Raw genomic sequence first — 14,279 nt, forward strand, 5'->3', positions numbered from 1 at the left:
TTGCAGCGCTCCGGGCGTGATTGCAGTTGCCGGCTCGGACTGTCCCGCCATACGGCCTTCCCATTGATCGGCGCCGACTGCCTGTTCCCAATTTATGTGCCCGGAGCGATCACTCCAGACTTGCCGGCTTTCTTTCATCATGAGCGCATCCGCCGATTGAAATCAAGCGCTATTTCTGCAATATTGATTGAATGGACATTCAAAATGAAGTGACGAAAAGCCGAATTTCCATGGCTTTCCGCTTCGTTTCATGTCTCTGGAAATCACCGCAACGGACCATGCGAGGCTAAGATGGCGGCTGCACGAGAGATCAAGGCGAGGGAAGTTGTCGAGCCCGGGGACGACGATGCGGTCGAGCTGGCCAAGCGCCATCTGGTCCAGCCCTGGCCCTATGCCGGTTCGGTCGGCGCCGAGGCACGGGCGCTGATCGGCGAGGGCGAGGACATTTACATCACCGACGCATCCGGCAAGCGGCTGATCGACGGTCCGGCCGGCATGTGGTGCATCAATGTCGGGCACCGCCGCGAGGAACTGGCAAGGGTGATGTACGACCAGGCGATGGCGCTGTCCTACAACACGCCTTGGTATACAATGAATGCGCCCTCAGCCGAGCTTGCGAGACGCATCGCCGATGCCGCTCCCGGCGATCTCAGTCACACCTTCTTCACCACCGGCGGCTCGTCGGCGGTGGAGACCGCACTGCGCTTCATGCAATTCTACAACAATGTGCGCGGCAGGCCGGAGAAGAAGCTGATCCTCAGCCGCGGCGGCGCCTATCACGGCTCGACCTACCTGTCGGCTTCGCTCAACGGCCGCCCGCGCGACCGGCACTGGATGGATGGTGCCGACGAGCTGGTGATCAAGCTCTCCTCGCCCGATCCGTTCCGACGGCCGAAGGAGATGAGCATCGACGCCTTCACCGATTTCCTCGTCGACGAATTCCGCGACACGGTCGCGCGCGTCGGCGCCGGTCGCATCGGCGCCTTTGTCGGCGAACCGGTGCAAGCTTCGGGCGGCGTCGTCGTGCCGCCGGACGGATACCTGAAGCGCATCCGTGAGATCTGCCGCGAGAACGACATCCTCTATGTCTCGGACGAGGTGGTGACCGGCTTCGGACGGCTCGGCCATGTCTTTGCCTCGGGCGAGGTGTTCGGCCTCGACCCGGACATGATCACCTTCGCCAAGGGGGTTACCTCGGGGTATTTCCCGCTTGGCGGCGTGATCATCTCGGAGCGGCTGCTGGAGAAACTGCGCCGCTCCAACCATCCCGATGCGCTGTTTGGCCATGGCCTCACCTACACCAGCCATCCGATCGGCTGCGCCGTCGCGCTGAAGAACCTCGATCTTTTGGAAGAGGGCGTGCTTCAGCATGCGCGCGAGATCGCGCCCTATTTCCAGGCGCGCCTGAAAACGCTCGAGGAACTGCCGCTGGTCGGCGAGGTACGCGGCGCCGGCCTGATGGCTTGCGTCGAATGCGTCGCCGACCGCGAGAGCAAGGATCCGCTGCAGCTCGACAAGGATGTGGGAAAGCGTATCGACGCGCATTGCCATGAGCTCGGTCTCTTGGTGCGGCCGCTGATCAACATGTGCGTGATGTCGCCGCCGCTCATCATCAGCCGCGAGCAGATCGACGACATGGTCGCGATCCTGCGCGAAGGCATCTCGCGCACGATGGATGATCTGAGGAAGGAAGGCGTCTGGCGGGGGTGAGAGAGCGCCCCTCTCCCCGTTCTACGGGGAGTGTAGCCGGCGGGTGAGGGGCAGCGCCAGCTTGCGAGATTTAGTTCAGACGCTCCCTGAGGTTCGGGAGCCAGAGCCAATTGTGAGGCGCTTGCACTGCCCGCCCTTCGGGCACCTTCTCCCCGTGTAACAGGGAGAAGGGAAGACGCTCACCCCTTCGACCGCAGCGCGTCGTTCAATCCCCACATGTCCTTTTCCTCCGGTGCGGTCTCCAAGTTCAGCACCGGCACCTGCCTGCGCAGATGGTCGTGGTGGGTGCGCACGCCATATTCGAGGTCGGAGAGGTAGAAGCCCCCGAACGCCTCGGAGAGCATGGATTCGTTCGACCAGACGGAGAGCTGGACATCCTCGTTCATGGTGTCGCGGTCGATGCGGTAGGCAAGGTAGCGCGCCGCCGCCTGCTCCCGCGTCTCGTCCTTGTAGCGATAGATCGCGCCGCGCAGCAGCGTCTCGCCGGTGGACAGCGGGAACTCCTGATAGAACTGCACCGATTCCGGCATGATCGACAGCGCGTTGTTGGGGAAGATGCCGTAATAGATCCAGGCTTTGCGCAGATGCTCCGGCAGGTGCGTCGGCTCGGGCGCTATTTTGATGTACTGGTTGACGCTCCAGCGCCGCCCGGCATGCGGGTTGTAGGTGGCGAAGGACCGCGACACGCCGTTGACGAAGGGTTCGTCGAAATAGGTCGCGCCGTAGAGGTCCTGCAGCGCCGGATGCGCCATGGCGACGTGATAGCCCTCATTGTCGACGTCGCGCACCGATTTCCAGTTGACCGGTGATTTCTGGGTCCAGATGCCCAGGCACGGCACCATGTCGGCAACATTGTAATGGGCGATCTCCGCCTCGATCGGCTTCAAGAGTTCAGCCACGGAAGGCTGCGGGCCACCGTTGCGGAAGCGGATGAAGATGAAGCCCATCCAGACTTCGAGATCGAGCGGCATCAGCCCGAACTCGGTCTTGTCGAGTTCCGGGAAGGAGCGCGGACGGGCAGCCCCCCGCAGCGTGCCGTCGAGATTGTAGACCCAGCCGTGGAACGGGCAGATCAGCGCGTTCTTGCAGGTGCCCTGGCTGTCGGCGACGACGCGGCTGCCCCGATGACGGCACATGTTGTTGAAGGCACGCACGACGCCGTCCTTGCCGCGCACGATCAGCGCCCGCTCGCCGATGACGTCCATCGTCAGATAGTCGCCCGGATTTGGCACGTCGGAGACATGGCCGGCGATCTGCCAGTGATTGCGGAAGACGTATTCCTTCTCAAGCTCGAGAAGGGCGTTGGAGTGGTAACTCCACCCCGGCAAACCCCGCCGGTCCCAATCGTTGGGGATCGCCACGTCTCGCAGGTGCGGGTTCATGAAAATGCTCTCGTTTTGTTGAATGCTCGTTCAATAAAAACACATTTTGCGTTAAAATGCAATGGCTTGTGAAAGTATGGAAATTTCATGCCGACCGGCTTGCAGCCATCCGAGCCGAGAAAATCCCGGAAAATCCGAGCCTTAACCAGGAGTGCAAAACGGCGGTTCCAGCTTCGGATCCGCAGTTTGTGAGGGCACCGTTTCGACGCGCTTCGCGTATCGGACGATCGCGACAGCCATGCCAATTCTGCGCCTGTGTGAGGTCGCTTACAGTCCGCCGCATCCGACAGGAGCAAAAGGAACAGAAGCGATCCCCGTTTCAGTCCTGTTACATGGGCCATCCCGCCCTATCATCCGGCTGTTACGTGGTGCGGTTAAGTTCGTTTCAAGGAAAAAGAAAGATAACGAAGGGAACAGCCGATGTTTGCCAAAGTCCGGATCGCCGATGCCAGCCGCCGCTCTTACGGTCCCTAGCGCAATGATCGCCGTCCGAAGCTGGCGTTGCGCCAGCGCGCCAGCGACCATCCGATGACGATGTTCATGCTGCTGGGCGTTGCCGCCTTCGCCAGCATGGTGCTTGCGCCAGCCGCGGGTCCCGCTTTCGCCTCGATCAATCCTCCGGCCAATGTCGTGGAGGGCGCGCCGACGACGCTCAAAACCGCGCGCCTGCCGCAGTCGCAAGTCGAATTCGCCTGCAAAGGGCAGAGCTGGGGCGCCGAGAACGCCGAATGCCTGCGTGCCATTGCCGAGCAGTCCGGTCAGCACCGGGCCCGAGCTGTGCGTATGATCGCCAATGCCGCGCCGCTGACCGACACCCCGAACGTGTTTTAGGCTCCCCTGAGCGCACCCTCCGCGCTCCAGTCAGGCTCCCGCCGCAAAGTCGGTCGGGAGCCTCTTTTTTCGAATCCGACGATATCCAGGTGAAGCCGCAGAGGGAGCAATTTCAGATGTCGGCGCCGTTGTCGGCCGCCGCGACATCGGCAACGGTCGCAAGGATGCCGCGGACGTCGAGCGTCGAGAAGGGCTTCTCCAGGATCTGCGGCCGCTGCTGCGGCGGCAGTGCCTCAATCTCGGCCTTGGCGCCGATGAGGTCGCCGGTGACCAGCACGAAACGCTGCGCCAGCCCCGGCCGTTCGGCCAGCAATTCACGGTAGATCGAGATGCCGCTGGTGCCCGGCATGCGCAGATCGGAAAACACGATGTCCGGCGGCATGTGCCCGCTCAGAACCTCGCCGGCGGACGTCCAGCTTGGCACGAGACGCGACTTGAGCCCCATGAGCTCCAATATGTCGGACAGCGAAGCGGCGACGTCGGGCTCGTCGTCGATGATCAGCGCATGGCGCAACCCGCTCGACCGCGCCGGACCCTCGCCGGCCTTTGCCGCATTGCCGGCAATCGCCGGCAACTGGACGACGAAGCGCGCGCCGTGCGGCTGCACCTCTTCGAACCAGATGTTGCCGTTGTGGCGCTCGACGATCGATTTCGAGATCGACAGGCCGATGCCGGTACCGACGCCGACCGGCTTGGTGGTGAAGTAGGATTCGAAGATGCGTGAGCGGATCGCATCGGGAATGCCGGGTCCGTTGTCCTCGACCGAGAAGCCCGGATTGCCGCGCTCGCTGCGAAAGGTCCGCACCTTGATGCGCCGCTCGCCGGTGAAGCCGGCAAGCGCATGCTGGCTGTTGATGAGGAAGTTGGCCGCGACCTGCGTGACATGGTCGGCGTCGGCCATGGCGAGCAGCGGGCCGTTGGCGAAGTCGGTGTCGATGATGATGCCGCTGGAGCGCGCACCATAGGCGGTCACTTCGAGCGCCGAGCGCATCACCTGGTTGAGGTCGGTTTCGGCCTGCTCGGTCGGATGCAGGCGCACCATCGACAGGAAGCTCTTGACGATGCGCCCGCAGCGTTCGGCGGCCGCGCGCACCTTTTCGGCGCGCACCTTGGTCTGCGGGTCGGCCGCGAATTCATGCAGCAGCGTCGATTGTGCGACCACAACCGCCAGCGGGTTGTTGAGCTCATGCGAGACGCCGGCGAGCAGCGAGCCCATTGCCGCCATCTTCTCATTCTGGTGCAGCTTCTCGCGCTGGCGGTTGATCTCTTCTTCGGCGTGCAGCTTCTCGCGCAGGTCGCGGATCGAGCCGAAGATGAGCCGGCGGCCGGCAACCCTCATCTCCGTCGCGGTCAGCTCGATCGGAAAGATCTCGCCGGCCGCGTTCTGGGTCACTGTCTCCAGCCGCTGGCCAACCATCGGCGCGCCCCGTCCGGCCATGTACTCGGCGCCCGACGAATAACCCTTGCGGTAATAGTGCGGCACGATCGTGTCGATCAGATCCTTGCCGAGGATGTCGCTGCGCTTGAAGCCGAACATCTTCTCGGCGGCCGGATTGAATTCGATGATGGAGCCGGCCTCGTCGATGACGATGATGGCGTCGAGCGAAGCCTGCAGCATGGTGCGGCGGATAACCTCGCTGGCATGCGCCTCTGAGGGCGAGCGCTCGATGGCGTCGCCGATGGCGAGCGCGATGATGTGAAGCGTCGCCTCCTCTTCATCCGTCCATTCGCGTTCGGCCGCGCAGTCATTGACCGCCAGAGTGCCCCAGAGATGGCCGTGGGCGAAGACCGACACCGAAATGAAGGATTTTATGTTCTGCTTCTCGAAGTCGGCCCGCAGGAAACCATCGAGGTCGCGCGTGTGGCCAGCGAAGACCTTGCCCTGGCGCTCATCCTCCTGCAACTGCTCCAGCAGCGGATCGGAGTTGATGATCGACTGCATGATCACGGTAGGCGATGCGAGCTCGCCGCCAAAAGCAGGGTCGATCCAATAGGAAGCCACGGACTGGGCAAAGCCCTCGCCCGGCAACTCGCGCAAACGGAAGAGAATGCCGCGCTGACAGTCCAACGAACGGCACAGTGCCTCCAGTATGCTGTCCATCTCGCGCTGCCAGTCGCCCGCTTCGCGCAAGCGGCGAACGACATGGACGGCCGCCATCGCGGCGCCCTGGCGGGAGCCGTGCATCTCTGTCCGTGCGGCCTCAGCTGTCATCGTCGAACGTCATCTCCGGGCCATACCGGTAAACCATGAAATCCAGCACACAAGCCCGAAAATCGACAACGGTTTTCTGGGGGCATGCCGCCGGACCGGAATGCTACAGCGTCGATTGCGTATCCGGAAGGTGCGCGGCGCCGGAGTCAGTTGCCGTCGCCAGCCGGCAGCGAGAAGATGTAGCCTTCCCCGCGAACCGTGCGCAGGAATTTCGGATTGGCGGGGTCCGCCTCGATCTTCTTCCTCAGACGCATGATGCGGATGTCGACAGCGCGCGACGATTCCGGGTCTTCCACGAAGCCGATCGCCTCCGAGATCGCCGCCCGCGTCAGAAGCCGGTTGGCGCGGGTGAGGAAAACTTCCAGCACGTCGAACTCGCTCTTGGCCATCTCGATGACCGCGCCATTGGCGCCGGTCACCAGCCTGCCGTCGAAATCGGCCTGGAAGCTGCCGAAATTCATGAAGCGGCGCGTGCCGGCCGCGAAGACCGAGGCCGGCACGCGGCGCAGCACACTGCGGACCCTCGCCAGCACTTCGCGCAACTCATAGGGCTTGACGATGTAGTCGTCGGCGCCGAGCTCCAGGCCGACGATGCGGTCGAGCGCGGTGCCGGCGGCGGTGGCGTAGATGATGCCGATCTGCGTCTTGGAACGCAGCCAGCGGCCGAGCGACAGGCCGTCCTCGCCGGGCATGGCGATGTCGAGGATGGCGAGGTGGAAGGGTTGCGCCTCGAGCAGGCTGCGCGCCGCCGCGGCATTCTCGGCCGTGGCAACGTCATAGCCGCTGGCGCCGAGATACTCGGCCACCGCTTCCCTCAGATCCGGCTCGTCCTCGACGACAATGATGCGCGCCTTCACAATGGTCTCGCTCCCGCTTTCAGCGGAAAGTAGATTGGGTATAAACATGATGTCCAGCGCTCATCTCGAGTTGTCTGTGGCGGAGTGGAGAAAATGGCAGCACGATCCGTCGTCGCGCTTGTGTCCGTTGCCGAAGTGGTGGCCGGCGACCTGGCCGACCATCTCGAGCGTCGGGGGCACGACGTGCGTCAGGCGCGCCAGCCCTGGGAGGCGGAGTCGCTGCTTTCGGCAGGCGGCATCGACGTCGTGGTCGTCGGTGACGACGTGACCCAGGCGGAGGGGCGCGAACTGCTCAAGCGCTATAGTAGCCAAGGCGGGGGCGGCGAGGGTGGCTGCGACTTCATCCTGATCTGCCGGCCCGCCGATCTCGTCGACAAGGTGCTGGCGCTGGAGCTCGGCGCTGCCGACGTGATCGAAAGCCCGCTCAATGTGCGCGAGCTGGCGGCGCGCATCGGCCGCCTGCTGACGCGGCGCGGCCGCAACCCCCAGGAACTGATCGTGCTGGAGAATGCGACCGTCGACTTGAGGTCGGCCATGGTCATGCATCGTTCCGGCGCCGAGGATCAGCTGTCGCCGGGGCAGGTGGCGCTGTTGAGATTGTTTCTGGCGAGCCCGCGAAAGGTGCTGACGCGCGACGACATCATTGCTGCTGCGCCCGCCGAGAATGCCGACGCTTTCGACCGCTCGATCGATTCGCGCATCGTGAGGCTGCGCCGTAAGCTCGATACGGAGACCATCACCACGATCAGGGGTGCCGGTTACCGGTTCGATCCGCCGACGCCGCGCACCGACTGAGGCGAGGGCCGCCAGGTCTTTTGCTCGATCTTGCATCGGATTTCCAAAACCGCTTCGCACTTTTGGATCCGACGCCGGCGCCTAGCGCACCACCAGGACCGAGGGGCCGGACGGCATTTCGGCGCTGGCAGCGATCTCGGCGTGGGCGCGCTCCTTGAGCAGCACCGTTGCAAGCGCGGCAAAGCCAAGCAGCCCTTGGGCATAAAGCAGTGCGGACAGCACCGAAGCGGCAAATTTCGTCTTCATAACTCAATCCCCAATTCGATAGTCGTCGATGCTTCAGGAAACTCCCGAAGCGCCCGCGCCGCCTACGGAGCCCCCCGCTGCGGCGCGGGCCTTCGGTCCTCTCGGCAGCAAGTAGCCGGAGGGGCCGCGCATCCCTATCAGCCGAAGACCGACCCGCCAGAGGGCCCTCAGCCGGTTGACGCGCAGGCTGGAGATGATCCAGACCGTGGCGATGAACAGTGCGGTGTGCAGTGTCGAAACCTCGCCGGAATTCATGGCGCCAAGCGCCGTCACAGGGTTCCCGGCGACAGAGCCGACAGCACCGAGGATGATTGCCGAGACGCCGACCCTGAGAAACCAGGTGCGAACTTTCGATTTCCTGCCCATTTTCGTTTGCTGATGTCTGTTCCCGTGACCTCGACATTGCTGCGGGCCTGTATCCGCATCATGCCGCGCAAGTCGCGTTTTGTTGCAATTCGGTTTCGAGATTAGGAGAAAGGCATTCATATCAAGGCGATATACGCTTTGCCCGCCGGTTTCGGCCTGCTTGGTATTGCCGGCAGCCGGTCTAAGGGAGCGTGTTCTCTGGAATTAGGCCGTCAACTTAGAGAAACGAATTCGAAACATTAACGCACATTAAGCGAAATAGGCCTGAAACAGGCGATCCCGATAAGACGATCCATCGAAATTGCAGCCGGCCCGACCGGCAAAAGAGAGAGGGATCGTCATGCATACCGCCATTTCAGCCAAGCTCATCCACGTCACCGCCGCCGCGCTCACCGGCGCGGCTTTGCTCTTCGGCAGCAACGCCGCTCATGCCAACCAGCTCGTCGCCCGGGTTTCGCTGTCGCAGCAGATCATGGAAGTCACGGTCGACGGCCGGCCGACCTTCACCTGGAAAGTGTCGACGGGCGACAGGGGGCACATCACGCCGACAGGGTCATTCAAGCCGACCCGCATGCATGAGATGTGGTATTCGAAGAAGTACGACAATGCGCCGATGCCGCATTCGGTCTTCTTCAGCGGCGGCTATGCGGTGCATGCGACCTATGCCATCAAGCATCTTGGCAGGCCAGCCTCGCATGGCTGCGTGCGTTTGCATCCCGATGCCGCGGCCGACTTCTATCAGCTCGTGGAGGCCTTCGGCCCGGGCAACACCAGCATCCTCATCGTAAAGTAACGGGTCAAGTAGCGGGCGGATTGCCGCCTTCAAGCCAGGTTCGACGCAATTCCGGACGGAAGGCCACGGCGAAGTCGCCGAGCAACCGTTCCACACTTTGTCCTGGAATTGCTCTGGCGCCGAAGCCGTGGGGCGACCGCCTAAGAAAGAGGCCGGGGTTTTCCGGCCTCTTTTTTGTTTTTGGAGCAGTCCTGGATTGCTTCAGGTGGGCAGCGCCGGCATCAGCTTCGGATCGGGCTTCTCGGCGAGATGCGGCAGGTCCTTGCTGGCGATGAAGGTGTAGAACATCGGCACGACGAACAGCGTGAACATCGTGCCGACCAGAATGCCGGTGAAGATGACGAGGCCCATCGAGTAGCGCGCTGCGGCGCCCGCGCCGCTGGAGATGATCAGCGGCACCACGCCGAGCGCCATCGCGGCCGTCGTCATCAGGATCGGCCGCAGGCGCACCTTGGCCGAGGCGATGATGGCATCGCGGCGCCGCATGCCATGGATTTCGCGCTGCTGGTTGGCGAATTCCACCAAAAGGATGCCGTGCTTGGTGATGAGGCCGATCAGGGTGATCAGTCCGACCTGCGTGTAGATGTTGAGCGTTCCGAGGCCGATATTGAGCGGCACGATGGCACCGAAGATCGAAAGCGGCACCGCCATCATGATGATCAGCGGATCGCGGAAGCTCTCGAACTGAGCGGCCAGAACCAAGTAGATCACGATCACGGCGGCCGCGAAGGCGATCAGGATGGTGTTGCCCTGCTCCTTTTCCTGCCGCGATTGGCCAGAATAGTCGATGAAGAAGGTGTCGGGCAGCGTTTCCCTGGCGAGATCCTCCAGCACTTTCAATCCGTCGCCGGTGGTCACGCCGGGCAAGGGCAGGGCGGAGATCGTGGCCGAGTTCAGCTGGTTGAACTGCTCGATCGCTGCCGGCGAGGCGTTGGTGGAGATATGCACCACCGCCGACAGCGGCACCATCTTGCCGTCGACGCTGCGCACGAAATACTCGCCGAGCTTCGCTGGATTGTCGCGGAACTCCTGCGGCACCTGCGGGATGATGTCATAGCTGTTGGAGTCGCGATCGAACTGCGCCACTTCGGCGCCGCCGACCAGCAGCGTCAGCGTGTTGCCGATATCGGCGATGGGCAGGTTCAGCGCCGCCGCGCGCTCGCGGTCGATGGTGACGGTCACCTGCGGGGCGTCATAGGACATCGAGTTCTGCACGACGATGAAGCGGCCGGAAGCCTGCGCCTTGTTCTTGATCTTCTCGGCCTGGTCGAAGACTTCCGAGGGATCGCCGGTCGAGCGAACCACCATCGAGATCGGCAGGCCGCCGCCCCAGCCGGGCAGCGGCGGCGGCGCGAAGACGCAAGCCTCGACGCCAGCGACCTTGGCCAAGCGGCCGGTGGTGGCGGCCTGGATCTCCTTCGAGCTGCGCTGGCGTTCGGCCCAGTCCTTGAAGGCAAAGCCGACAAAGGCGCCGTTGGTGGCGCCGCCGAAGGCGACCGCCGAGAACTGCGCCCGCGTTTCCGGAATGTCCTTAACAAGACCGAGGATCTGGTTGACGTAGGTCTCGGTGTAGTCCGAGGTCGCGTAGCGCGGGGCGGTTACGATGGAAAGCAGGAAGCCCTGGTCTTCCTCCGGCGCCAGTTCGGTCGAGGTCTTGGTGAACATGAAGCCGGTGAGCGCGACCAGCGCGACGACGATGATAAAGGTAACCGGCCTGTTTCTGAGCGAAGCGGTCACGGCCCGCTCGTAGAGGCGCTCGACACGGCTGAAGGTGCCGTCGACGATGCGCTGGAAGCGGCCGTGCGCGCCGGCCTTCAAGAGGCGAGCCGACATCATCGGCGTGATGGTCACCGCAATCAGGCCGGACAGCACCACGGAGCCGGCCAACGTGACCGCGAACTCGCGGAACAGCGCGCCGGTCAGACCGCCGGTGAAGGCAAGCGGCGCAAACACGGCGGCCAGCGTAATGGTCATGGCGACGATTGCCGAGAAGATCTCGCGCATGCCGTTGAAAGCCGCCTGCATCGGCGACATGCCGTCTTCCTCCATATGGCGGTGGATGTTCTCCACCACGACAATGGCGTCGTCGACGACAAGGCCGATCGCCAGCACCATGGCAAGCAGCGACAGAAGGTTGATCGAATAGCCTACCGCAAACAGAATGAAACAGACGCCGATCAGCGACAGAGGGATGGTCACGATCGGCATCATCACCGAGCGGAAGGATCCGAGGAAGAGCAGGATGACGAGAATGACGATGGCGACAGCCTCACCGATGGTCTTGAACACCTCCTCGATCGAGGCGCTGATCTGCTCGGTGGAATCGTAGACGATCTCGATCGTCATGCCCTTCGGCAACGTATCCTGGATCACCGGCACGATCTTGTGGATCGCCTCGGCAGTCGTCAGCGGATTGGCGGCAGGCGTCGGGAAGATGGCCAGGAAGGTGCCCGGCTTGCCGTTGAAGCTCACCCTCGTGTCGGTGCTGGCGGCGCCAAGCTCGACCCGCGCCACATCGCGCAGCCGCACCACCTGGCCGTCGGTCGAGCGGATGGGGAGCTGCGCGAAGGCTTCCGGCGTCTGCAGGGTCGAGAGAACCGCGATCGAGGAAACCACATACTCGTTCTGTGTGTTGCCGGGCGCGGACAGGAAATTGGAATTGTTGATCGCAGTCAGCACGTCGGCGGCCGTGGCGCCGCGGGCGGCGAGCCTGACCGGGTCGATCCAGACCCGCATCGAATATTCCTCGGCGCCGAAGATCTGGACGTCGGCGACGCCTTCCACGGTCGAGATGCGCGGCCGCACGACGCGCTCGATGTACTCGGTCAACTGCTCCTTGGTCATGTTCGGATTCTGCATCGAGATATACATCATCGCGAACTGCTGGCCGGTGCCCTTGACGATCACCGGATCCTTGGCGGCATCCGGCAAGGTGCCGCGCACGCCTTGAACCTTGGACAGCACCTCGGTCAACGCAACATCGGGGTTGGAGCCGAGCTTCATCTGCACGGTCACCGTGCTCGAAGACGGGCGGCTCGACGAGGTGACGTAGTCGATGTTTTCCGTCGAGGCGACGGCGCGCGCGATCGGCGCAGAGATGAAGCCCTGAATCAGGTCGGCGCTGGCTCCGGGATAGGCCGTGGTGATGGTGATCGCCGTCTCGTCAACCTTCGGATACTGGCGGATCGACAGGTTGAAGATGGCCTGGAAACCCAGGAGCAGGATCATGCAGGCCAGCACCGTCGAGAGGACGGGGCGGCGAATGAAGATATCGGAAAAGCTCATTGCTGAACCTGCTTGTTTGCCGATTTGCTGGGATCAACGGTGTTGTCGACCGCAACGGACATGCCGTTGAAGAGCCGGTTCTGACCGGCGGTCACGACCTGGTCGCCGGCCTTCAGGCCTTCGACGATCTCGACCATGCCGTTGTTGCGGCGGCCGAGCTTGACGAAGACCTGCGATAGAACGAGCGCCGGTTGCTGCCCGGTTTCGGCCGGCTTTTGAGCGTTCTCAGGCGGCTTCGCGGCGCTGTCGGCGGCGTTTGCCGTATCGGAGGCCGGCTTCGAGGCATCGGCTTGCGGCTTGGCTGCATCGCCGGCAGGCTTCTCCGCCCCGGCCTTCTGGTCTTCCGGTTTTGCTGGCGCGGCAGCGCCGGCCTCAGCGGGCTTGGGCGGCACCACCACGAAGACATAGTCGCCGTAGAGGCTCGAGGTCACCGCCGTCTGCGGCACCGAGATGACGTTGCTTTCCTCCGGCAACTCGACGCGGATCTGCACGAACTGGCCCGGGGTCAGCTTGCCCTCCGGGTTGGCGACCTCGCCGCGGATCGACACCAGCCGGCTTGCCGGGTCGATCTTGGGATCGATGCCGCGGATCGAGCCGGCAAAGGACATGTCGGCAGCATTGCTGCCGATCCGCACCGTCTGGCCGATCTTCAGCAGCGGCAGCTGCTGTTCGGGCACGGTGAAGTCGACCCGCATCGTGTCCAGATCCTGGATCGTGACGACTGAGTTGCCGGGCGCCAGATACTGGCCAATGTCGATCTTTGGAATGCCGACCGTCCCGGTGAAGGGAGCTGCGAGTTGCTTTTGGTCGAGCACGGCTTGCAGCTTGTTCACTTGCGCGGCCGATGCGGTCGCCGCCGCGCGCGCGGCATCAAGCGTAGCGTCGGTGCCGACGCCACGCCGCTGCAATTCCAGCGCGCGGGTCAGCGCCGCCTGGTCGGATGCTGCCTGAGCCTTCTGCGCCACCAGATCGGCCTTCTCGACGGCATCGTCGAGCTGCAGAAGCACAGCGTCGGCCGCGACCTTCTGGTTGGCGTGGAAGAGGATGTCCTTGACGATCCCGGCCGTCTCGACGGTCAGGTCGACGCCGCGCACGGCGTTGACGGTGCCGATCGCCTCGACGCCGGGCGTCCAGTTCGAAGGCTTCGCCACGATGGTCGACACTGTCGCCGCCGGCGGTTTCATGGTGGCGAAAAACTGCTTGATCGCATTGTCGCGAAACAGGTTGAAGCCGACGATGCCGGCGCACACCACGGCGAGCAGCAGCAGAATTCCGGTGATGATGAAGAAGCGCTTCACGGATAGTTCCCCTCGAGCCGGCAACGTCAATTGCCGGGACACATATCTACGATAAATCCCGATTTCAAATTGCGGGCGCCTTACTGTACCGTCTGGACGGTCTTGTCAATTCCACAAGGCCTAATGTAAGGGAAGGCGTGATGAAAGCTCGCAGGGCAAACTCGCGCGACAGGATACTTGCAGCGGCAGCCGACGTGGCGCGCGAGGCGGGCCCGGGAAGCCTGTCGCTCGACGCCATCGCGAATCGGGCCGGCGTGTCGAAGGGCGGTCTGCTCTACAATTTCCCGACCAAGGCCAAGCTGATGCAGGGGCTGGTCGAGAATTACCTCAATGCTTTCGAGCAGGCGCTCGAAGAACGCACGGCCGAGGCAAGCGATGAAAGCGCGCTCGCGGCCTACATACGGCTCTCGGCCGATGATTGCGAGAAGCCGAAACCTTCGGCCTCCTGGATGTTCTCCGCGATCGCCGAGGATCCGGAATTCCTGACGCCGATCAAAGCCTTCA

Annotated in this window: 13 protein-coding genes; 6 read left to right on the top strand and 7 right to left on the bottom strand. The window is 63.3% G+C overall.

The annotated features are described in order from the left end of the window. Both EOA60_RS38135 and EOA60_RS03180 read left to right on the top strand, forming a co-directional pair. Positions 1-213: hypothetical protein (locus EOA60_RS38135; RefSeq protein ID WP_206628092.1), on the top strand; the 213-nt coding region annotated here is incomplete at its 5' end. A gap of 78 nt (positions 214-291) precedes the next feature. Then, complete coding sequence (locus EOA60_RS03180) at positions 292-1,710, top strand: aminotransferase (protein WP_127335399.1); 1,419 nt, start codon at positions 292-294, stop codon at positions 1,708-1,710. Positions 1,711-1,889: 179 nt separating this feature from the next. On the opposite strand, the gene EOA60_RS03185 is transcribed toward EOA60_RS03180, so the two are convergent. After that, positions 1,890-3,092, bottom strand: coding sequence for an aromatic ring-hydroxylating dioxygenase subunit alpha (locus EOA60_RS03185; RefSeq protein ID WP_066990508.1), 1,203 nt, complete (start codon positions 3,090-3,092; stop codon positions 1,890-1,892). Between the two features lie 501 nt (positions 3,093-3,593). Between EOA60_RS03185 and EOA60_RS03190 the strand changes: the two genes are divergently transcribed. Continuing rightward, positions 3,594-3,923, top strand: a complete 330-nt coding sequence (locus EOA60_RS03190) for a hypothetical protein (RefSeq protein WP_245502518.1) — start codon at positions 3,594-3,596, stop codon at positions 3,921-3,923. A gap of 112 nt (positions 3,924-4,035) precedes the next feature. On the opposite strand, the gene EOA60_RS03195 is transcribed toward EOA60_RS03190, so the two are convergent. Both EOA60_RS03195 and EOA60_RS03200 read right to left on the bottom strand, forming a co-directional pair. Beyond that, positions 4,036-6,135, bottom strand: coding sequence for a sensor histidine kinase (locus EOA60_RS03195; protein WP_164748333.1), 2,100 nt, complete (start codon positions 6,133-6,135; stop codon positions 4,036-4,038). 146 nt (positions 6,136-6,281) lie between these two features. Then, the gene (locus EOA60_RS03200) at positions 6,282-6,992 is read right to left on the bottom strand and encodes a response regulator transcription factor (RefSeq protein ID WP_164899174.1); all 711 of its coding nucleotides are present in this window, start codon (positions 6,990-6,992) and stop codon (positions 6,282-6,284) included. Between the two features lie 93 nt (positions 6,993-7,085). Between EOA60_RS03200 and EOA60_RS03205 the strand changes: the two genes are divergently transcribed. Further along, positions 7,086-7,787: a response regulator transcription factor gene (locus tag EOA60_RS03205; RefSeq protein ID WP_066990432.1), complete on the top strand. Its 702-nt coding sequence runs from the start codon at positions 7,086-7,088 to the stop codon at positions 7,785-7,787. Between the two features lie 81 nt (positions 7,788-7,868). Here the strand turns inward: EOA60_RS03205 and EOA60_RS03210 are convergent, their stop codons facing one another. Together EOA60_RS03210 and EOA60_RS03215 are read right to left on the bottom strand one after the other, a co-directional pair. Further along, positions 7,869-8,033 carry a hypothetical protein gene (locus EOA60_RS03210; protein WP_095810084.1) on the bottom strand — a complete coding sequence of 55 codons (165 nt, stop codon included), beginning with the start codon at positions 8,031-8,033 and terminating at the stop codon, positions 7,869-7,871. 33 nt (positions 8,034-8,066) lie between these two features. Then, entirely contained in the window at positions 8,067-8,399 is a 333-nt protein-coding gene (locus EOA60_RS03215) for a hypothetical protein (RefSeq protein ID WP_095824015.1), read from the bottom strand. A 340-nt stretch (positions 8,400-8,739) separates the two neighbouring features. Between EOA60_RS03215 and EOA60_RS03220 the strand changes: the two genes are divergently transcribed. Further along, entirely contained in the window at positions 8,740-9,192 is a 453-nt protein-coding gene (locus EOA60_RS03220; RefSeq protein ID WP_066990426.1) for a L,D-transpeptidase, read from the top strand. 201 nt (positions 9,193-9,393) lie between these two features. Here the strand turns inward: EOA60_RS03220 and EOA60_RS03225 are convergent, their stop codons facing one another. Beyond that, the gene (locus tag EOA60_RS03225; protein ID WP_128311061.1) at positions 9,394-12,477 is read right to left on the bottom strand and encodes an efflux RND transporter permease subunit; all 3,084 of its coding nucleotides are present in this window, start codon (positions 12,475-12,477) and stop codon (positions 9,394-9,396) included. Further along, the gene (locus EOA60_RS03230; protein WP_095824013.1) at positions 12,474-13,775 is read right to left on the bottom strand and encodes an efflux RND transporter periplasmic adaptor subunit; all 1,302 of its coding nucleotides are present in this window, start codon (positions 13,773-13,775) and stop codon (positions 12,474-12,476) included. Before EOA60_RS03230 ends, EOA60_RS03225 begins: the two co-directional genes overlap by 4 nt. A gap of 140 nt (positions 13,776-13,915) precedes the next feature. Between EOA60_RS03230 and EOA60_RS03235 the strand changes: the two genes are divergently transcribed. Continuing rightward, on the top strand, positions 13,916-14,279 hold a 364-nt coding region (locus EOA60_RS03235), incomplete at its 3' end, for a TetR/AcrR family transcriptional regulator (RefSeq protein ID WP_164899175.1).

Source organism: Mesorhizobium sp. M1A.F.Ca.IN.020.06.1.1, assembly GCF_004023265.1.
Lineage (GTDB): Bacteria > Pseudomonadota > Alphaproteobacteria > Rhizobiales > Rhizobiaceae > Mesorhizobium.